Source organism: Nonomuraea sp. NPDC052116 (genome assembly GCF_040680035.1).
In the GTDB taxonomy this organism is placed as follows: Bacteria; Actinomycetota; Actinomycetes; order Streptosporangiales; family Streptosporangiaceae; genus Nonomuraea; species Nonomuraea angiospora_A.
In genome coordinates this window covers 74,542-93,613 of sequence record NZ_JBFAWA010000020.1, presented here as the reverse complement: position 1 = coordinate 93,613, position 19,072 = coordinate 74,542, and the positions used below count along the sequence as shown (strand labels likewise).

The 19,072-nt window shown below is 70.5% G+C and carries 14 protein-coding genes; 7 read left to right on the top strand and 7 right to left on the bottom strand.

Features of this window, described 5'->3' with window-relative positions; genetic code table 11:
• Positions 1 to 180: 180 nt before the first annotated feature.
• Entirely contained in the window at positions 181 to 2,817 is a 2,637-nt protein-coding gene (locus tag AB0L65_RS34070) for a DEAD/DEAH box helicase (RefSeq protein WP_364253745.1), read from the bottom strand.
• Positions 2,818 to 3,226: 409 nt separating this feature from the next.
• Between AB0L65_RS34070 and AB0L65_RS34065 the strand changes: the two genes are divergently transcribed.
• From AB0L65_RS34065 to AB0L65_RS34050, 4 genes are all read left to right on the top strand, one after another.
• Positions 3,227 to 3,577, top strand: coding sequence for an STAS domain-containing protein (locus tag AB0L65_RS34065; protein WP_043629845.1), 351 nt, complete (start codon positions 3,227 to 3,229; stop codon positions 3,575 to 3,577).
• A 1-nt stretch (position 3,578) separates the two neighbouring features.
• Positions 3,579 to 3,998: an ATP-binding protein gene (locus AB0L65_RS34060; protein ID WP_350739630.1), complete on the top strand. Its 420-nt coding sequence runs from the start codon at positions 3,579 to 3,581 to the stop codon at positions 3,996 to 3,998.
• A 1,447-nt stretch (positions 3,999 to 5,445) separates the two neighbouring features.
• Positions 5,446 to 7,761: a sodium-translocating pyrophosphatase gene (locus AB0L65_RS34055; RefSeq protein ID WP_364253742.1), complete on the top strand. Its 2,316-nt coding sequence runs from the start codon at positions 5,446 to 5,448 to the stop codon at positions 7,759 to 7,761.
• A 599-nt stretch (positions 7,762 to 8,360) separates the two neighbouring features.
• Positions 8,361 to 8,834, top strand: a complete 474-nt coding sequence (locus AB0L65_RS34050; RefSeq protein WP_364253739.1) for a histidine phosphatase family protein — start codon at positions 8,361 to 8,363, stop codon at positions 8,832 to 8,834.
• A 222-nt stretch (positions 8,835 to 9,056) separates the two neighbouring features.
• Here the strand turns inward: AB0L65_RS34050 and serB are convergent, their stop codons facing one another.
• The 4 genes from serB to AB0L65_RS34030 form a co-directional block, all read right to left on the bottom strand.
• Entirely contained in the window at positions 9,057 to 10,280 is a 1,224-nt protein-coding gene (gene serB, locus AB0L65_RS34045; protein ID WP_364253736.1) for a phosphoserine phosphatase SerB, read from the bottom strand.
• A 155-nt stretch (positions 10,281 to 10,435) separates the two neighbouring features.
• Entirely contained in the window at positions 10,436 to 10,972 is a 537-nt protein-coding gene (locus AB0L65_RS34040) for a hypothetical protein (protein WP_364253733.1), read from the bottom strand.
• A 101-nt stretch (positions 10,973 to 11,073) separates the two neighbouring features.
• Positions 11,074 to 12,084, bottom strand: coding sequence for an S-adenosylmethionine:tRNA ribosyltransferase-isomerase (locus AB0L65_RS34035; protein ID WP_364253730.1), 1,011 nt, complete (start codon positions 12,082 to 12,084; stop codon positions 11,074 to 11,076).
• Positions 12,081 to 12,737, bottom strand: a complete 657-nt coding sequence (locus AB0L65_RS34030) for an SDR family oxidoreductase (RefSeq protein ID WP_355210142.1) — start codon at positions 12,735 to 12,737, stop codon at positions 12,081 to 12,083. The genes AB0L65_RS34035 and AB0L65_RS34030 overlap by 4 nt, the downstream gene beginning before the upstream one ends.
• Positions 12,738 to 12,831: 94 nt before the next feature.
• Here AB0L65_RS34030 and AB0L65_RS34025 point away from each other — a divergent pair, with 94 nt between their 5' ends.
• Both AB0L65_RS34025 and AB0L65_RS34020 read left to right on the top strand, forming a co-directional pair.
• On the top strand, positions 12,832 to 13,947 hold the full coding sequence (locus tag AB0L65_RS34025) for a GAF domain-containing sensor histidine kinase (RefSeq protein WP_364253727.1): 1,116 nt from the start codon (positions 12,832 to 12,834) through the stop codon (positions 13,945 to 13,947).
• Positions 13,944 to 14,555: a response regulator transcription factor gene (locus tag AB0L65_RS34020; protein WP_357751265.1), complete on the top strand. Its 612-nt coding sequence runs from the start codon at positions 13,944 to 13,946 to the stop codon at positions 14,553 to 14,555. The genes AB0L65_RS34025 and AB0L65_RS34020 overlap by 4 nt, the downstream gene beginning before the upstream one ends.
• Positions 14,556 to 14,597: 42 nt before the next feature.
• Here the strand turns inward: AB0L65_RS34020 and AB0L65_RS34015 are convergent, their stop codons facing one another.
• Positions 14,598 to 15,248 carry a hypothetical protein gene (locus tag AB0L65_RS34015; protein ID WP_364253724.1) on the bottom strand — a complete coding sequence of 217 codons (651 nt, stop codon included), beginning with the start codon at positions 15,246 to 15,248 and terminating at the stop codon, positions 14,598 to 14,600.
• A 170-nt stretch (positions 15,249 to 15,418) separates the two neighbouring features.
• Here AB0L65_RS34015 and AB0L65_RS34010 point away from each other — a divergent pair, with 170 nt between their 5' ends.
• On the top strand, positions 15,419 to 18,301 hold the full coding sequence (locus AB0L65_RS34010) for a protein kinase (protein WP_364253721.1): 2,883 nt from the start codon (positions 15,419 to 15,421) through the stop codon (positions 18,299 to 18,301).
• 8 nt (positions 18,302 to 18,309) lie between these two features.
• Here AB0L65_RS34010 and AB0L65_RS34005 read toward each other — a convergent pair whose 3' ends face one another.
• On the bottom strand, positions 18,310 to 19,029 hold the full coding sequence (locus tag AB0L65_RS34005; RefSeq protein WP_364253718.1) for a hypothetical protein: 720 nt from the start codon (positions 19,027 to 19,029) through the stop codon (positions 18,310 to 18,312).
• Between the last annotated feature and the right edge of the window lie 43 nt (positions 19,030 to 19,072).

The following is a 19,072-nucleotide window of genomic DNA, read 5'->3' as shown; positions in this document are numbered from 1 at the left end:
GATGGCAGGTCCAGAGGGTCGCGGGGTGCTCGGGACGGCGGCTCCGGAGGGGTTCCGGGTGATCGGGCCAACGGGTCCGGCGGACCCGTATTTACGGGTGGCAGGCGCTCGCTCGCGCGGGAAAATGAGCGCCAGGTGACGCGCTCTCGGTGACAGTTCTTGTGTGGATGTCTTGGCGTTTTACTGAGAAGACAGCAGGGTGTTGAGGAGGCGGACGGCGCCTCGTTTGTCGAGGGGTTCGTTGCCGTTGCCGCATTTCGGGGATTGAATGCAGGAGGGGCAGCCGCGTTCGCATTCGCATGAGGTTATGGCTTCGCGCGTGGCGGTCAGCCACTCGGCCGCACGGGCGTAGCCGCGTTCGGCGAAACCCGCCCCGCCCTCGTGGCCGTCGTACACGAAGACGGTGAGCAGCCCGGTGTCGGCGTGCAGTTCGGTGGAGACGCCGCCGATGTCCCAGCGGTCGCAGGTGGCGAAGAGGGGGAGCAGGCCGATGGAGGCGTGTTCGGCGGCGTGGGCGGCGCCACCGAGGTCGATGCCCGCTTCGGCGAGCGGCGCGACCGCCGAGGCGGGGAGCGTCCACCAGACGGCGCGGGTGCGGAGGGTGCGGGGTGGCAGGTCCAGGGGCTCGTCGCCGAGCATCTCGCCTGATTGGAGGCGTCTTTTGAGGTACGAGACCACTTGCCGGGTCACCTCCACCTCGCCGAAGTGGAGCGTGCCTGGGCCCAGGGGATGGGAGCGCTGGGAAGCGAGGATGGAAATGTCGGTGATGTCGCGAGCGAACGTCGTGAAATCTGGAGTCGCGTTGGACACCAGGGCGACCCCGGCCTCCAGATCCAGAAGCTCCACCAGGAAGGTCTCGCCCTGATGGAGGTAGACCGCGCCCGTGTGCACCGTCGTGTGCGCGGACGGCTCGTCCACGCTGCCCAGGAGGCGGCCGGTGGACGACTCCACGACCTGGATGGGAGCGCCTCCGCCGCCTCGGATGTCGGCGAGGTCGGTGGCACGCTCCCGCCTGGTCCAGAACCAGCCCGCGGGGCGCCTCCTGAGCAGCCCCTGGGAGACCAGGTCATCGAGGACCGTTGAGGTGGTGGTGCCGAAGATGGGCAGGTCGTCGTCGGTCAGCGGGATCTCGGCGGCCGCGGCGCAGAGGTGGGGGCCCAGGACGTAGGGGTTGTCGGGGTCGAGGACGATCGCCTCGACGGGTTGGCCGAACAGGGCCTGGGGGTGGTGGACGAGGTAGGTGTCCAAGGGGTCGTCCCTGGCGATCAGCACGGCGAGCGCGTCCTGGCCGTCGCGGCCCGCCCGGCCCGCCTGCTGCCAGAGGGAGGCGCGGGTGCCGGGCCAGCCCGCGATCAGCACGGCGTCGAGGCCTGAGACGTCCACGCCGAGTTCGAGGGCGTTGGTGGTGGCCAGGCCCATGATCGTGCCCGAGCGGAGGGCCTTCTCCAGGATCCTGCGGTCTTCGGCGAGGTATCCGGCGCGGTAGGCGGCGATCTTGTTGGGGAGGTCGGTCCAGTCCGGCTGGGCGGGGGCGTCGGGGAGTGCCCACCTGAGGGAGCTCTCCGAGGCCGGGGCGGCTGCCGGGCCCTCATGCTTTGACGTGCTGACCGCCGTGGTTGTCGCGGAGAGCCCGCTGGTGGTCCGAGATGGTTCCGGCGTGGCGGGGCCCGTCGGCTCGGCTGTGCCCGACTGGTGGCTGAGAGCGGGATCCGCTTCCGGCGGGATGTCCTGGGTGGCGCGGGCTGGTGGATGGGTGGTGAGGTCCGTTTCCAGCAGGGCCGGCTGGGTGGTGTCGGCTGGCTCGGCTGTGCCGGGCTGGTGGTTGAGGGTGGGGTCCGTTTCCGGCGCGGTGGGCTGGTCGGTGGTTGGTGGTTGGTGATGGGTGGTGGGGGCTGGTTCCAGCGGGGTGGGCTGGGTGGTGCCGGCTGTGCCCGACCGGTGGTTGAGGGCGGGATCTGCTTTTGGCGGGGTCGGCTGGGTGGTGTGGGGTGGCTTCGCCGCGTCCAGGTGGTGGTTGAGGGTGGTGTCCGTTGTGTTCGGATGGCGGGGGGTGGAGGGGCGGGGGTGGCGGGTGGAGAGGGAGAAGGCCACGTCGGCGAGCTTGGCGCGGGCCGTCAGGGCGACCGTTTCGGCGCCGCGGCGGGAACGTACGAAGGCGAGTGTGCGGACGTCGGCCAGGACGAGGTCCGCCAGCAGATCCGCCGCCTCCGCCGTGGCCGTCCGCCGCACAGGAGCCCCTCCCTCGCCCCGTAGCTCGGTCAGGGGCGGCTCCCACAGCGCGATGGTGGTGGAACCCTTGGGCGAGGCGTCCACGGTCACCTCGTCCATCTCAAGCCCCGTCAACCTCATCCCGAACGCGCCCGGCTCGCTGGCGGTCGCCGACGCGAGCAGGAACGTGGGGCGCGAGCCGTAACGGGCGCAGACGCGGCGCAGGCGGCGCAGGATCTGGGCGACGTGGGAGCCGAAGACGCCGCGGTAGCCGTGGCACTCGTCGATGACGACCATGCGCAACCGGCGGAAGAACGAGGACCACTGGGCGTGGCGGGGGAGGATGCTGCGGTGCAACATGTCCGGATTCGTCAGGACGTAGTTGGCGTGCTGGCGCACCCACGTACGTTCCTCGAACGGCGTGTCGCCGTCGAAGCAGGCCGCGCGGAGCTGGGTGATGCGCAGCTCGCGCAGGCCGCGCAGCTGATCGGCGGCCAGGGCCTTGGTCGGGGTCAGGTACAGGACCGTGCCGCCGTCGAGGCACGAGGCGACGGCGGGGGTGAGGTACGCCAGCGACTTCCCCGACGCCGTACCCGTTGAGATGATCACGTTTCGGCCACGGAATGCCAGGTCGGCGGCCTCGTACTGGTGAGGCCAGAGTCCTGTCACCCCGCGGTTCGCCAAGCGCGTAACAAGTACTTCTGGCGTCCATTTGGGCCATCCCGCTTGACCCGCCCGACGTGCTGGAACATGCTCCACATGGGTGACACGCTCATGACGTGCGGGAACACCGAGCAGGTGGCGGAGGAGTGGACCCGCCTGTTGTGGGGAGGATGCGGAGGAAGTCACTGTTTCCAGTCTTGCATCGATGGGCAAAGTCGCCGGGAATCGTGATTTCGTATAGACACAAGCCAGACGCATGGTTGAATGCCGCGCGTCAGGGTCGGACGATCTGGGGCCACGCTCCAGATTGCCAGTCCCAAGAGAGTAGTTTCGCAGGCGAGGCGCTGGAGGATCTGTGGATCTGAAGTTGGATCACCGCACCGAAGACCGACTCACCATCGTGGAGGTCGAGGGTGAGATCGATGTCTACACGGCGCCGAGATTGCGTGAGCTCCTCATCGACCTGGTGAACAAGGGCAACTTCCACCTGCTCGTCAACATGGAGAAGGTGGACTTCCTCGACTCCACGGGCCTTGGCGTCCTGGTCGGGGGGCTCAAGCGGGTTCGTGCGCACGACGGCTCGCTCGAGCTTGTCTGCACGCAGGAGCGCATCCTGAAGATCTTCCGGATTACCGGTCTGACCAAGGTCTTCGGGATCTACGCTTCGGTCGACGAGGCCAAGGAAGCTCACGGCAAAGACAAGTAGCATGGCTACCGTCGAGCTGACGTTCAGCGCTCTTCCCGCCCATGTGCGGACCGCGCGGCTGGTGGCGACGGCGATCGCTCGCCGCACCGGCGTGGAGGAGTCCCTGTTGGACGAGGTCAGGCTCGCTGTGGGTGAGGCCTGCTCCCGGGCAGTCGAGGCGCACCGCGTCCACTGTCCGGGCGAGCCCATCCGCATCGAGCTGCGTGACGACTCCGGGCGTTTCGAGGTCACGGTCAGCGACCAGGCCCCCAGCGATGAGATCAAGCAGGAGCAACCCCTCGATCTGGGTATGCTCTCTGACTCGTTCATGTCGGGCTTCGGCCTCGCGGTCATCGAGGGCCTGGCCGACGACGTCGAGATCTTCCCCAGCCCGAAGGGCACGAACATCCGCATGAGCTGGCCCGCGACCGCCAAGGTCTGAGCGGGCTCCGCCGTCCCGCCTCGTTCCGCCGGGCGTCCCTTTGTGGCGCCCGGCGTGCGGCTGTTCTGTGCTCAAAAACCCCATCTTGTACGGCGGAGCACGGGCGGCGCCACCCGCCACACGTGGCTGAGCGCCTCCAGGGAGACGCCCGCTGACCCGCACATGGCCGGCCACCGTCACGGCGCACGGGCACCATGGCTTCCGTCTTCCGTCGGCCCTACGGGGCGAGTGGGGTTCGTGGAGCGGAGTCGGCCTTACTGGTGGCCCCGACGGGCAAACCGGGTTTGTGGGTGGGCTGTCGCGTGGGGTGAGTGGGATCGTGAGGCGGAGTCGGCCCTACGGGTGGTCGCGACGGGTGGTCGGAGTTCGTGGGTGGGCTGTCGCGCGGGGCGAACGGTTCGCGGGGAGGACGGTCCTATGGGTGGGCTCGGCAGGCGGGCAGGCGGGCTCGCGGAGTGGGCGGGTTCGTGGTGGGGCGGCCGCGTGGCAAGCGGGTTCTCGAGGCGAGCGACACTGCGGGATGCGACGAGGCCGGCCATAGCGCGACGGCCACTCGGAACGAAGGCCTCAGCGGCGTGGACCGGCTCGTGGGGCTGACACGCCCATGGCATGGACGGTCGTAAGGCGTGAGCACGCCCGTGGCGGGGCGGTCAGTGGGGTGAACATGTCCCCGGCATGGACGGTCCTATGGCGTGAACACGCCCGTAGCGTGAGGCGGTCGTATGACGCGCAACACGCCCGCCGTGTGGGGCGGTCGTATGGGGTGAACACGCCCATGGCGTGGGGCGGTCATGTGGGGTGAATGAGCCTCTGGCGGGAACGCGGCCGTGGTGTGGGTGGCCATGTGGGTGAATGAGCGCACAAGGCGGACGGTGGGTCCGGTCGTCGCGTGGCGAGTCCAGGCGACGGGGGCGGTGGGCGATTCCGGTCGTCGGATGAGGTGCGGTTCGCGGCGTGGGCGGGCCCTCGATGTGGCCTCGTTCACGGGGACCCGGTGGGGTGGTCGCGGGTAGGGGGCCCGCGTGCCGTGTCCTGGGCGGTGGTGCCGTGGTCGGGTGGCGGTGGTAGGTGGCGGTGACCATGCTGGGCGGTCGTTTCGGTGGTCGGCCTCCGCCTCTCAGGTCCCTCCAGCATCGCTCCAGGCGGCCCAAGTTTCGGTCCGTCACTATCCGGAGGTTTTCATGACCTTAAACCCGGGGAAATTTCGCCTGTCAGGCCGCAAACCGGCCCGCTGTCAGGGGATTACTGGACGCGCGCACAAATAGCCACCTCGAGAGCCTTCATATCCGTTCAGTGCCTGCGTAGACTCCCGGCACCGGCCAAGGTGATCCGGCGGAACGCGGATTCAACCGGAAGCGGCACCCACAACCCGGATGGTGCCGCAACACCCGCCGAGGAAAACTGCAGCACCGCCCGGGCAGGACGACCGGTCTTGCCGAGGAGAACGATGAGCAGGCACATGCTGGCAGCGGAGCCAGCGTCCAATCTGGCCCTGAGTGGAAACAATCTCACCATCGTGATCGTGGTCGCCGCGGTCGCACTGATCGCACTAGCCGTCGCCGGCGGCCTGGTGCGCGAAGTGCTGTCCGCCGGCCAAGGCACGGAGCGCATGCAGAACATCGCGCGTGCCGTACAAGAAGGCGCCGCCGCTTATCTGGCGCGCCAGTTCCGCACATTGGCGATCTTCGTCGTCGCAATACCTATCCTGTTGCTCCTACTACCGGGGGAATCGGACGTAGTCGTCGGACGTTCGATCTTCTTCGTGGTTGGTGCGGTTTTCTCCGCGCTGACCGGGTTCATGGGCATGTGGCTGGCCGTGCGCGGAAATGTCCGTGTCGCCGCCGCGGCCAACGATTCGGGCGAGAAGCGCGCCATGCGCATCGCGTTCCGCACCGGCGGTGTGGCCGGGATGTTCACCGTGGGCCTCGGCCTGTTCGGCGCGGCCGTGGTCGTGTTCATCTACCAGGGCAACGCCCCTGGCGTGCTCGAGGGGTTCGGGTTCGGGGCGGCGCTGCTCGCGATGTTCATGCGAGTCGGCGGCGGCATCTTCACCAAGGCCGCCGACGTCGGCGCCGACCTGGTCGGCAAGGTCGAGCAGGGCATCCCGGAGGACGACCCGCGCAACGCCGCGACCATCGCCGACAACGTGGGCGACAACGTCGGTGACTGCGCGGGCATGGCGGCCGACCTGTTCGAGTCGTACGCGGTCATGCTGGTCGCCAGCCTCATCCTGGGCAAGGTGGCCTTCGGCGAGCAGGGGCTGGTCTTCCCCCTGATCGTCCCCATGGTCGGCGTGATCACGGCGATCATCGGCATCTTCGTCACCGGAATGCGCGACCGCGACCGCAACGGCATGTCGGCGATCAACCGCAGCTTCTTCATCTCGGCCGCGATCTCCGCGGTGCTCGTCACCGTGGCCGCGTTCCTGTATCTGCCCGACAGCTTCAGCGCCCTGACCGGCGCCACCGAGCAGTCCGACGCCAACCCGCGGCTCATCGCCATCGGCGCGGTGCTCATCGGCCTGGTGCTGGCCAGCGCCATCCAGCTGCTGACCGGCTACTTCACCGAGACCAACCGCCGTCCCGTACGCGAGATCGGCGAGAGCTCGGCCACCGGCCCGGCCACCGTCATCCTGGCCGGCATCAGCGTCGGCCTGGAGTCGGCCGTCTACTCCGCCCTGGTCATCGGCGGCGCGGTCTACGGGGCGTTCCTGCTCGGGTTCGGGAACGTGACGATCGCGCTGTTCGCGGTGGCACTGGCGGGCACCGGTCTGCTGACCACGGTCGGCGTCATCGTCTCCATGGACACGTTCGGGCCGGTCTCCGACAACGCCCAGGGCATCGCCGAGATGTCGGGCGATGTCGAGGGCGAGGGGGCCCGCGTGCTCACCAGCCTGGACGCGGTCGGAAACACCACCAAGGCCATCACCAAGGGCATCGCGATCGCCACGGCCGTGCTGGCGGCGACCGCGCTGTTCGGCGCCTTCCGCACCGCGGTGGAGGGCGAGCTGGCCAAGGCGAGCGGGGCGGTCAAGTCCGCGCTCGGCGAGTTCGCCACCTTCAGCCTCAGCATCGACCAGCCGAACGTCCTGGTCGGCCTGATCATCGGGGCCGCGGTCGTGTTCCTCTTCTCGGGGCTCGCGATCATGGCGGTCGGACGGGCCGCGATGCGCGTGGTCTTCGAGGTACGCGACCAGTTCCGCAACAAGCCGGGCATCATGGACGGCTCGGAGACGCCGGAGTACGGCCGGGTCGTGGACATCTGCACCCGTGACTCGCTCCGCGAGCTGGCCACGCCCGGTCTGCTGGCGGTCATGACGCCGATCGCGGTCGGGTTCGCCCTCGGGTACGCGTCGCTGGGCGCCTTCCTCGCGGGGGCCATCGCGTGCGGCACGCTGATGGCCGTCTTCCTGTCGAACTCCGGTGGCGCGTGGGACAACGCCAAGAAGCTGGTGGAGGACGGTCACCACGGTGGCAAGGGCTCGGAGGCGCACGCCGCCACCGTCATCGGCGACACGGTCGGCGACCCGTTCAAGGACACGGCCGGGCCTGCCATCAACCCGCTGATCAAGGTGATGAACCTGGTGGCGCTGCTGGTCGCGCCCGCGGTGGTGCTGTATGCGGGCAACCCGGCCCTGCGGATCGGCGTCACGGTGGTGGCGGTGGCCGTGGTGGTCGGGGCCATCGTGGTGTCCAAGCGGCGCTCCGTGAGCACCGAACCGGCCAACAACGACAACCGCGAGCACCAGCCCGTGGCCTCGTAACACGCCGCAATACCCTGGAGAGACGCCCGCCCTACTGCGTAGGGGCGGGCGTCTCGTCTTTCCGGGCTCCTCCGGGCCTTCGGACGTCCGGGGCCGCTGGTCGTCGGCTCCTGCGCCGGGTGACGCGGTCGAGGGTGTCTCGTCGGGTGGGATGGGCGAGGGGGTGCTGAAAGGGGCGCGGACGTCGATGTGGGACCTGGCGGGACGAACGGGATGAGCGGGCTCGTCGGGCGATTCGGGGCCGGGGTAGGTGCGGTTTGCGGCGCGTGGACAGTGGGCGTCTTGGTGGCGGACGTGCAGGTATCGCGGGGTGCGGGCGTGCAGGACGTGCGCGCTATGCGGTGGTGCGGATGTGTATGAAATGGGAATGCGGCGTGCCGGGGTCTGCGGGGTGCCGGCGTGTATGAGGTGCAGGCTCGGCGGTGGTGGGGGTGAAGGCGGGCGTGGGGGCGGGGTGGTGTGGTGGGAAACTGGGCGCGTGAAAGGTGACAAGCAGCCCAGCGGTGGGAAGACCCTGGGCCTCATTCTGCTGGGGATGCTCGTCATCCTGGCCGTGATCGTCGGGCTGGCCGTCTGGGCTTCGAGGACGGGGTGATCTGGTGCGGACCTTGATTGTGCTGCGGCATGCGAAGGCCGCCCACGTTCCCGGGCTGGCCGATCGGGAGCGGCCGCTGACCGGGCGGGGCGAGCGGGACGCCAAGCGGGCGGGCGACGAGATACGGGCGGCCGGGCTCAACCCGGACGTCGTGCTGTGCTCGCCGGCGCTCAGGACCAAGCGCACCGCCGAGATCGCCTTTCCCGAGGTGGAGATCAGCTACGAGCGGGACATCTACGAGGCGTATCCCGATGAGCTGCTGGAGCTGGTCCGCCGGGTCGATCCCGAGGCGAGCACCGTCGTGCTGTGCGGGCACAACCCGGGGGTGCACGAGCTGGCCGTGGGGCTGGCCGGAGGGGAGTACGTGTTCCGGCCGGGCGCGTTCGCGGTGATCGAGGTGGAGTCCGACTGGGATGAGCTCTGGATGGGTGAGGGGCGCCTGGTGACGCTCTGGGACCCTAAGGAGCACGAGGGCTGAAGAACCCCAAGGAGCACGGAGGCTCCTTGGGTGAGGAAGGGTACAGAAGCGCTCCGGCGCACGAAGGCCCCCAAGGGACACGAAGGCTTCTGAGGAGGGCAGAGGCCCCAGGGGGCGCGGAGGCCGCCAAAGAGCACCGATGCTCCCAAGGGGACGCTGGAGCCGGCTGGAGGGCTGGAGGGCCCATCCTGGGGCCCCAGGATGGGCATTGTCGGGTGAGGGTCAGCCTGCGGTGAGGGTGGCGCCGTCCTCTGCGTCCGCCGCCTCCACCTCGTCCCTGGAGATCCCCAGCAGGTAGAGGATCGAGTCGAGGTAGGGGGTGTTGACCGCCGTGTCGGCCGCCTGCCGCACCACCGGCTTGGCGTTGAACGCCACCCCCAGCCCGGCCACGGCGATCATGTCGAGGTCGTTGGCCCCGTCCCCGATGGCCACCGTCTGCGAGATCGGCAGGCCGGCCTCCCTCGCGAACCGCTCCAGCGCCCGCGCCTTACCCGGCCGGTCCACGATCTCGCCCACGACGCGACCGGTCAGCCGGCCGTCGATGACCTCGAGGACGTTCGCCGCCGAGTAGTCGATCCCGAGCTCCTCCACGAGCCCGTCGGTGATCTGCGTGAACCCGCCGCTGACGATGGCGAAGCGGTAGTCGAGCCGCTTGAGCGTGCGAACCAGGGTGCGGGCGCCGGGCGTGAGCACGACCTCCTTGCGCACCTCCTCGAACACCTCGGCCGGCAGCCCCTCCAGCAGCGCCACCCGGCGCCGCAGGGACTCGGCGAAGTCGAGTTCGCCGCGCATGGCCTGCTCGGTGACCTTGGCGACCTCGTCCAGGCATCCGGCGTGGGCCGCGAGCAGCTCGATGACCTCGCCCTGGATGAGGGTCGAGTCGACGTCCATGACGATCAGCCGCTTGGCGCGCCGCGACAGGCCGGTGCGCTGCACGGCCACGTCCACCGCCAGGACGGCCGCCTCGGCCGCCAGCTCGACCCGCAACGAGCTGGGGTCGGCGCCGGAGACGGACAGTTCGATGCAGGTGACGGGCCATTGGGCGAGGCGTTCGATGCGGTCGATGTTCGCGCCGGCGGCGGCGATGCGCCCGGCGATGCCCGCGATGGCGGCGGGCTGGAGCGTGGCGCCCAGCACGCTGACCGACAGGCGGCCGCGGCGGCGCTGCTCCTTGGTCTGGGAGCCGGTGGAGAGCTCCACCTCCATGCCGAGGTCCTCGGCCACCTGCTCGACCGCGGTCCACATGGCGCCGAGGGTCGTGCCGGTGCCTGTCGGGGGGCCGCCGGCGTACGTGACGAGCACGCCGAGCGTGAGCCGGCCGCGAATGACGACCTGTTCGATGTCCGCCACAGTCACCGGAAAGGCAGACAGAACGGAGAAAAGCCGCGAGGTGACGCCGGGCCGGTCGGGGCCGGTCAGGGTGATCAGGAGGCTGCGCTGGTCCACATCCAGCCACGGTACTGCGCCCGGCCCGATGCTCGCGAAGCAGGGCGGGCATTCGGGCGCGGGCGCGACCGTGGGTGTCCTAGCAGGTGACGCCTAGGTGAATGTCCTGCGGACGTACGGACAACATTTCATCGGCCGTAACGTTCCAAGGGACGCTAGCGGACGATCTTGGTCTTGACCGTCTTCACGTAGCCGTGCTCGGGGATGCCGAGCCGGTCGAGCTCTTCCTTGCTCATGTTCTCCATGCCCGTCTGGACGTCGTAGGAGATCACGCCGAGCTTGGCGATCTGCGTGCCGGTCGCCGTCTTCTTGAGCTTGGTCTCGAAGATCAGGGAGATGGAGTCACCCTTCTCCAGGACCTTGGGCAGGAAGCAGAAGAACGCACGGCCCTCGAGCCCGCACTCGGTGCCCTTGACACTCGTGCGGTACATGATCCGCCTGAGGTCGACCCCCTTGGGGAACTCGCCGCCGACAAAGTAGGCGTCGGCCTGGTAGGGCCCCTTGTTGGTGGCGATGATGCCGAAGTTGAGCTTGCCGCCGGCCTTGGCCGTCTTGGCAGCCTTCACTTTGACGTCGAAGGCCGAGAACGGCTCGCCGGCGGCCGTCGTGGCAGAGGCGGAAGCCGGAACAGCCGGGACAAGCAGGGCCGCCGCCAGCAATGCCAGCGACGCGGCCTTGGTCAGGTTACGCATTAAACGTCTCCGGTGAGGAAGTGGTCACGGGGAGGCGCACACACTTGAAGCCCCCGTAAATGCCCGCTGTTCCTATCATGTTGGCAAAATCTATGTAAAGGCTATTTCTTCAGAATCAAGTGCGTGTCACCGAACTCGTGCCACAGATATGCGTTCTGTAGCGCCTCCCCGTAGGCCCGCGCGAGCGCCGTCTCGCCCGCGATCGCGGTCAGCATCAGCAGGTGGCTGGAGCGCGGCTCGTGCAGCCCGGTGATCAGCCCCGTGACGGCCCGTACGCCGCTCTGAGGCGTGACGATCCGCCTGGTCCACCCGGCGGCGGCGCTGACCAGCCCGTCCGCCCCCACGGCCGTCTCCAGCGCCCGTACGACGGTGGTGCCCGCGGCCACCACCCGGTTGCCGCTCTCGCGCGCCAGGTTGACCAGCCGCGCCGTGGCCTCCGGCACCTCGTACCGCTCGGCGTAGGGCGGCTCGTCCTTCTCCGGCGAGGCCACCCCCGTGTGCAGGGTGATCGGCGCGATCCCGATCCCGCGCGCCACGAGCGCCGTCACCAGCTCCGCGGTGAACGGCCGCGCCGCGCTCGGCATCTCCGCGCTCCCCGGCACCGTCGCGAACACGGTCTGGTACGCCTCGATCGGCCAGTCCTCGCTCACGTACGAGTAGCGGATCGGCGCCCCGTGCGCCCGCAGGTACGGCTCCACCTCCTGGTCCAGCGACGCCCGCCACAGCCGCGGCGTCTCCCGTTCGATCAGCCGCAGCGTGGCCCGCCCCGGCAGCGGCAGCCACTCGCCGGGCTCACCACCGCCGTAGGGCTCGGAGGCGGTGGCGGTACGGCGGCGCAGCTCGATCAGCCAGGTGCCGTCCTCCCTGGCGGTGGAGAAGTGCACGGCCAGGCGGTCGAGCCGGACGGCCGCGGGCAAGGTCGCCGAGTTGTTCACGACGATCAGGTCACCGGGGTCGAGCAGCCCCGGCAGGTCGACGAAGTGGTGGTGCGAGGGGGCGAGGTCGCCGCGCGAGACCATCAGGCGTACCGCGTCCCTGGACATCCCCCGCGCCTCGGGCGGCTCGCTCGCCGACAGGCCCGGCGGCAGCGCGAAGTCGAGCGCGACGGTCATTGCAGGCTCACTTTGCCGCTGGCCGGACGGGACCGCACCAGGTCGTGCAGCGCCGCGGCCACCTTGGCGGGGTCGGTGGCGCCCGCAGCCTCGTCGGCGCCCACGGCGTCGGCGAGCATGCGGGTGTTCATCTCGCCGGGGTCGGCCCACCAGACCCGGACGGCGGGCTCCTCGGCCGACAACACGTTGGAGAGCTGCTCCAGAGCCGCCTTGGTGGCGCCGTAGCCGCCCCAGCCCTCGTACGCGCCCGTGGCGGCGTCCGAGGTGATGTTCACGACGGCCCCGCCCGCCGCGCGCAGGGCGGGCAGCGTGGCCTGGATCAGCGCGAGCGGGGCGGTGACGTTGGTCTCCAGCAGCACCCTGAACGCCTCCAGCGGGTAGCCCGCCAGCGGCGGCAGCGGCGTCACGCCGAGGTCGCTCGCGTTGTTGACCAGCAGGTCCAGCTCGGGTGCCGCCCGGGCCAGCCGCTCGACGTGCGCGGGCTCCGTCACGTCGCCGGGGATCGCGACGGCGCCCAGCTCGGCCGCCGCCCGCTCCAGGTCGTCCGCGCCGCGGGCGGTGAGCACGAGGTTCCAGCCGGCGCCCGCCAGAGACCTCGCCAGGGCGAGTCCGAGACCGCGGGAGGCGCCGGTGATGAGTGCGGTGTTCGTCATGGTGCCGACGTTAGGAACGCCGCGGGCGACGCACATCGGGCCGAAGTCCCGCCGCCGCCTGGGCACATCGTCCTAGGACCATAAGCTGGGTCCCGTGACCTCCGACCGAGACGAGATCCTGCAGGCGGTGAGCTCCGCGGTGCTCGCGGTCACCCGCCATCTGTCGGTCCGGGAGGTGCTGCAGGTCATCGTACGCTCGGCGCAACGGCTGCTCGACGCCCGCTACGCCGCGCTCGGCGTGCCCGACGACGAGGGGTCGTTCGGCGAGTTCGTCGCCGAGGGCATCACCGACAAGCAGTGGGACGCGATCGGGCCGCTGCCCAGACAGCATGGCATGCTCGGCGCGATGCTCCGCGAGGGGAGCCCCGTCAGGCTGCCCGACCTGCGCAAGGACCCGAGGTTCGAGTGGTGGCCGAAGGCCCACCCGGTGATGAAGGACTTCCTCGGCGTCCCGATCCGCGACGGCGACCAGGTGCTCGGCATCATCTTCCTGGCCAACAAGCGCACGCCGGGCGGCTTCACGCAGGCCGACCAGGAGCTGCTGACGCTGTTCGCCGCGCACGCGGCCATCGCGCTGACCAACGCCAGGCTCTACGAGCGCCGGCGCGAGCTGGCCATGCTGGAGGAGCGCAACCGGGTGGCCCGCGAGCTGCACGACGCCGTGACGCAGAAGCTGTTCTCGCTCAGGCTCACCGCGCAGGCCGCCTCCGCCATGCTCGACCGGGCGCCCGAGAAAGCCGCCGCCGAGCTCGAACGCGTCCAGCGCCTGGCCGGGGAGGCCCTGTCCGAGCTGCGGGCGGTGATCGTCGAGCTGCGGCCGGCCGAGCTCGACCGGCACGGCCTGGCCGAGACGCTGCGCAAGCACGTGCGCCTGCTGGACCGGCTCCATCCGTCCCTGGTCACGTTCGAGTGCGTGGAGCTGCCGCCGGTGGACCCGGCGGTCGAGGTGGCGGTGCTCAGAGTGGCCCAGGAGGCGCTGCACAACGCTCTCAGGCACGCGGAGGCCGCGAGCGTCTCCGTGCGCCTGACGTACGCGGACGGCAGGCTGGTGTTGATCGTGCGCGACGACGGCAACGGCTTCGAACAGGCGGAGTCGCGCGGCCTGGGCCTGGTGTCGATGCGCGACAGGGCGGAGTCCGTGGGCGGGGCCATGACCGTCGAGTCGGCCCACGGCCGCGGGACCACGGTACGTGTGGAGGTGGGCGTTTGATCCGGGTGCTGATCGCCGACGATCATCCGGTGGTGCGGCAGGGGCTGCGTACGTTCCTCGACCTGCAGGACGACATCACGGTCGTCGGTGAGGCGGGCGACGGGGCGCAGGCCGTCGAGCTGGTCGGGGAGCTGGCACCCGACGTGCTGCTGCTGGACCTGAAGATGCCGGTGCTCGACGGGCTCGGCACGCTCGAACGGCTGGCCGGGTCGGCGACCAGGGTGGTCGTGCTGACGTCGGTGAGCGACCGGTCCGACGTCGGCCCGGCCATGCGGGCGGGGGCGTCGGGGTTCCTCTACAAGGACGTCGATCCGACGGCGCTGGTGCAGGCCGTGCGGTCCGTGCACGGAGGGCAAGTGTTACTGGCGCCCGAGGCCGCCGAGGCGATGCTGTCGGCGCCGGACGGCCCGCCACCGGTGCCGCTGACCGACCGAGAACGCGAGGTGCTCGCGCTCATCGCGGCCGGCCGGTCCAACCGGGAGATCGCCAGGAGCCTGGCCGTCGCGGAGAAGACGGTCAAGACCCACGTCTCCAACGTGCTGATGAAGCTGGGCGTCCAGGACCGCACCCAGGCCGCGCTGTACGCCGTACGGCACGGCCTGGGATAGCGCTTATGGCCTCCGCTCCGCGGAGGCGGCCTGGGGTGAAGGTCAGGTGTCCTTCTTCTTGTTGCTCTCTTCGTGGCTGGCGGGCGGGTTGTACGTCTTGACCGGCGGAGGCGGCGACCAGCTGCGGCCCGGCCGGCGCGGCGGGGAGACGATCCTGGTGTTGACCTTCTTGAGCCAGTAGTAGCCCTTGATGCCGAGGCGCTTGAGCTCTTCCTCGTCGATGTTCTCCATGCCCTGGTCGACGTCGAACGACATCACGCCGACCCGCGCCGTGGCCGTGCCCTTGGTGCCCTTCTTCAGCGTCACCTGGAAGTTGAGCCAGTCGGTCTTGCCCTTCTCCAGCCGCAGCGGGCCCCAGCACCAGAACCAGCGGTCCTCCCAGGTGCACTTGGTGCCCTTCGCGGCGCCCCAGCGCAGGGTGGGCACAACGCCCTTGGGCACCTGGCCGCCGATCCAGTAGTAGTCGGCGTAGTAGGGGCCCAGGTTCTTGGCGCGGACGTAATACGTGATCTTGCCGCCGCGCTTGGTGCGGCCGCTGTGCTTGACGGAGATCTTGAAGCTGGAGTACGGCTTCACCCGGGCGACCGCCGCGGTGGCGGGGGCGGCAGCGGTGGCGGCACTCGCCGGGGCGGGTACGGCCAGCGGCGCGGCGGCCAGACCGCCGGCTAAGAACAGGCTGAAGCTTCTGCGCATATGACGGCTCCCCGTACGGTGCTGGAAATCCCCGATCTTCTCCACGATTATTGCGTAGGGCAAATTTTTCGCAAAGAGCGATGATCTTTCGTGACCTGGGGTGGTTTGTGGGTTTTTGCCCGCGCCTATCCCACTTGTGAACGGGGGTCTAGCACAACGGGGAGGGCCAGGTGCCGGAAACGCACCCCTTACAGCCGACCGATCCGCGAACACTGGGCGAATACCGGCTGCTCGGCCGCCTGGGCAAGGGGGCGCAGGGGATCGTTTTCGAGGGTGAGTCGCCGGACGGGCGGCGCGTGGCGATCAAGCTCCTGAACACCCGGCTGGACAGGCCCGGACTGGACTCCGAACGCTTCCTGCGTGAGGTGGCGGCCGCGCGGCGGGTGGCCCAGTTCTGCACCGCGCAGGTGCTGGGGGCCCACATGGACGGCGAGCATCCGTACATCGTCAGCGAGCTGGTGGACGGGGTCTCCCTGCAGGCGGTGGTGCAGCGGGACGGGCCTCGTACGGGCGGCGCGCTCTACCGACTGGCCGTCGGAACGGTCACCGCGCTGGCCGCCATCCACCGCGCCGGGATCGTGCACCGCGACTTCAAGCCCAGCAACGTGCTGCTCGGCCACGACGGGCCGCGAGTGATCGACTTCGGCATCGCGCGGGCGCTGGACTCGGCCATGACGATCAGCAGCGGGGTCGTGGGGACGCCCGCGTACATGTCGCCCGAGCAGATCTCGGCCGAGCGGGTGGGGCCGGCCAGCGACATGTTCAGCTGGGCCCTGACCATGGTGTTCGCGGCCACGGGGCGGCCCGCGTTCGGCCAGGACAGCCTGCCCGCGGTCGTCTACCGGGTGATGCACGAGGAGCCCGACCTCTCGGCGCTGCCCGAGACCCTGCGGCCGGTCGTGGGGTCGTGCCTGCGCAAGCGGGCCGACGAGCGGCCCGTGGCGGCCGACGTGCTGTTCGCGCTGCTGGCGAACGAGGGGGAGCCGCCGCGGCCCGAGGACGTGCTCAACACGGGCTCGCAACTCGCGGCCGAGCAGACCCCGCCGGATCCGCCCTCGCCTGCCGCCGGCTGGGCGAACCCCGGGCCCGCGCCCGAGGCTCCGCCGGGCGGCGGCGGGTGGGCGAATCCCGGTGGCCCTCCGTCGTCCGCCCCTCCTGGCGGGTACGGGTGGGCGAACCCGTCGGGGGAGGCATATCCGCCGTCCCACGGCCCTGCGGCCGGACCACCTGCGGCGCCCTACGTGCCGCCGCAACAGGGCGGCGGGCCGAGACGGGGCGGCGCGTGGGGGCAGGGTGGCGCGCCCGGCGGGCAGAGTGCGACGCCGGGCTACGGCGGCACGCCGAGGCAGGGTGGCGTGCCGGGGCAGGGTGCGACGCCCGGCTACGGAGGCGGGGCGCAGCATGGAGGCGGGCCGCAGCGCGGTGGCGCACCGCAGCACGGGGGCGGGCCGCATGGTGTGCCTTACGTGCCTCGGCAGCAGCCTCCGTCGGGTCCGTCACAGGTGCCGCCGCCCTACCCGATGAGCGCCACGCCCCACCCGGCCGCGCCCCGTCCACCGGCGCCCGGCCCGGTGGCGCCGGGGTCGGGGGCGGTTGCGGGAGGGGAGGGGCCGCCCGGGCGGGCGCCGTCGGTGCCGGGCCAGGGCCAGGGCCAGGGGCAAGGGAACCAGGGGCAGGGCCAGGGGCAAGGGAGCCGGGGGCAAGGGCCGGGGCAGGCGCCCCCGTCCCGGCAGCCGTCGGCCGCGCAGCCCCCGGCCCGGAAGCCGTCGGCGCGGGAGGCCGGCGGGCGGGGGGACAATGACGCGTTCTTCAAGCATGCGCCGGCAGAGGAGCGGCCCGACGAGACCAACGCCAGGCGCAGGCGGGCCGCCATGGTCTCCGGCGCGCTCGTCGTGGCGCTGGCCCTGGCCGGGAGCGTGCTGTACTTCGGGCCGAAGATGTTCGGCACCGGCGCGCCGACCGGCGGGAACGCGGCCCAGGCGACCACCTCCGTGAGCGCGGGCCCGGCTCAGACGCAGGCCCAGCCGCAGACCGAGACCCCGACGCCGACACCGACCCAGGTCACGCCCACCCCGACGGTCACCCCCACGCAGAAGGTCGTCCCCGTCCTCGGCAAGCAGGACGGGAAGTCGTTCAAGGGCCACACCAAGGGCGTCCAGACGATCTCCGCGATCTCCGCGGGCGGCAAGGCGTGGCTGGTCACCGGCGGGCAGGACGGCCGGGTGCGGCTGTGGGACCTGGCCGGGCACAAGTCGCTGGCCACGATGAAGGGCCACAGCGAGGAGGTGTACGCCGTCGCCTGCGTGATGGTCGGCAAGACCCCCATGGCCGTCTCCGGCGGGTACGACGGCAGCGTGCGCCTGTGGAACCTCAAGACCCACAAGGGCAAGGTGCTCGGCTGGCACGGGGACGCCGTCTACGCGGTCGCCGTCACCAAGGTGAAGGGCAGGTACGTCGCGGTCACCGGCGACGCCGACGGCTATCTGAGGTTCTGGGACCTGAAGAAGCGCAAGTCCACCGGCAAGATCATCAGGGCCCACCGCAAGCCGGTCAACTGGCTCAGCGCCACCCACATGGGCGACCGGGCCGTCGCCATCTCGGCCAGCGAGGACGAGACGGTGCGCATGTGGGACATGGCCCGGCGCAAGGCGTACGGGAAGGCGTACAAGGGCCACTCCAGGGGCGTGTACTCGGTCGCGGTCGGCAAGGTGGGTGGGAAGACGGTCGTGGCATCTGGCGGTAAAGACGGAAAAATCAGGCTCTGGGATCCGAAGAGCCGCAAGACCGTCGCCACCCTCTCCGGCCACAAGAAGATCGTTTACTCGCTCTCCTTCGGCACCCTCGACGGCCGCACGGTGCTGCTGTCCGGCGGCACCGACGGCACGATCAGGCTCTGGGACCCCGAGACCCGCAAGACGCTCGGCAAACCGGTCAAGGCTCACAAGAAGGGCGTGTACGCCGTGGGCATCGTCGCACTCGACGGGGACGCGGTCATCATGTCCGCGGGCAAGGACAAGGTGGTCAGGCTGTGGAAGATCGCGAGCGGCTCTTAGTGGGCCGGCTACGTGCTCCTGAGCGGTTCGAAGATCGCGTGATGGGCGGCCACGAGCGCACGGCGTACCGCCCGGTCCAGGTCGCGCAGGGCAGTGGCGCGGGCGGCGACCTGCCCCGACGTGAGCCCGCGCTCGTCGGCCAGTCGCACCACGGTGGCCAGCCTCGTGGCGAGGGTGGAGACGCGGTGCGCCCGCGCGGGATAGCCGGGCGCCAGCTCGCCGCCCCGGTGCCCGACGGACGAGGGGCGGGACTGCAGGGGGCCTTCGACGGCGGACAGGGTGTCGGTGGCCGAGCGCATGGCCTCCGACAGCTCGCGTTCGGCCTCGGACAGCGATGGCAGATCATGGCGTACGGGCCCGGAGTCGTGGATCTCCAGGCGTACCCCGACATAAGACGACCCGCGCAGGTCGGGCACCGGCACCAGGCCGAGGTTGCGGCCGTCGAGCACCGCGATGGCGGCCTCGCCGGCGTCCACCGCGGCCGAGTTGAACGGCGCGGGCCCCGACAGCCCCAGCGGATCGCCGGGCGCGGGCAGCGCGAGGCGGAACTCGCGCAGGCCGTCGGAGCGCAGGTTTGCGAGGTATTTACGCAACGGGACGTCGTCGGCCACGGTGGGACCGCCGGCGGCTTCCACGTGGTCAGCCGCCTCGTCGAGACCGACGTGACCGGCGAGCCACGCGTTGCCCCAGGCGACCAGGGAGGGACAGACAGGCGATTCAGGGCGCACCGATCCACGATATGCGCTCGCCCTGCAATAGGTTTGTCCCGAG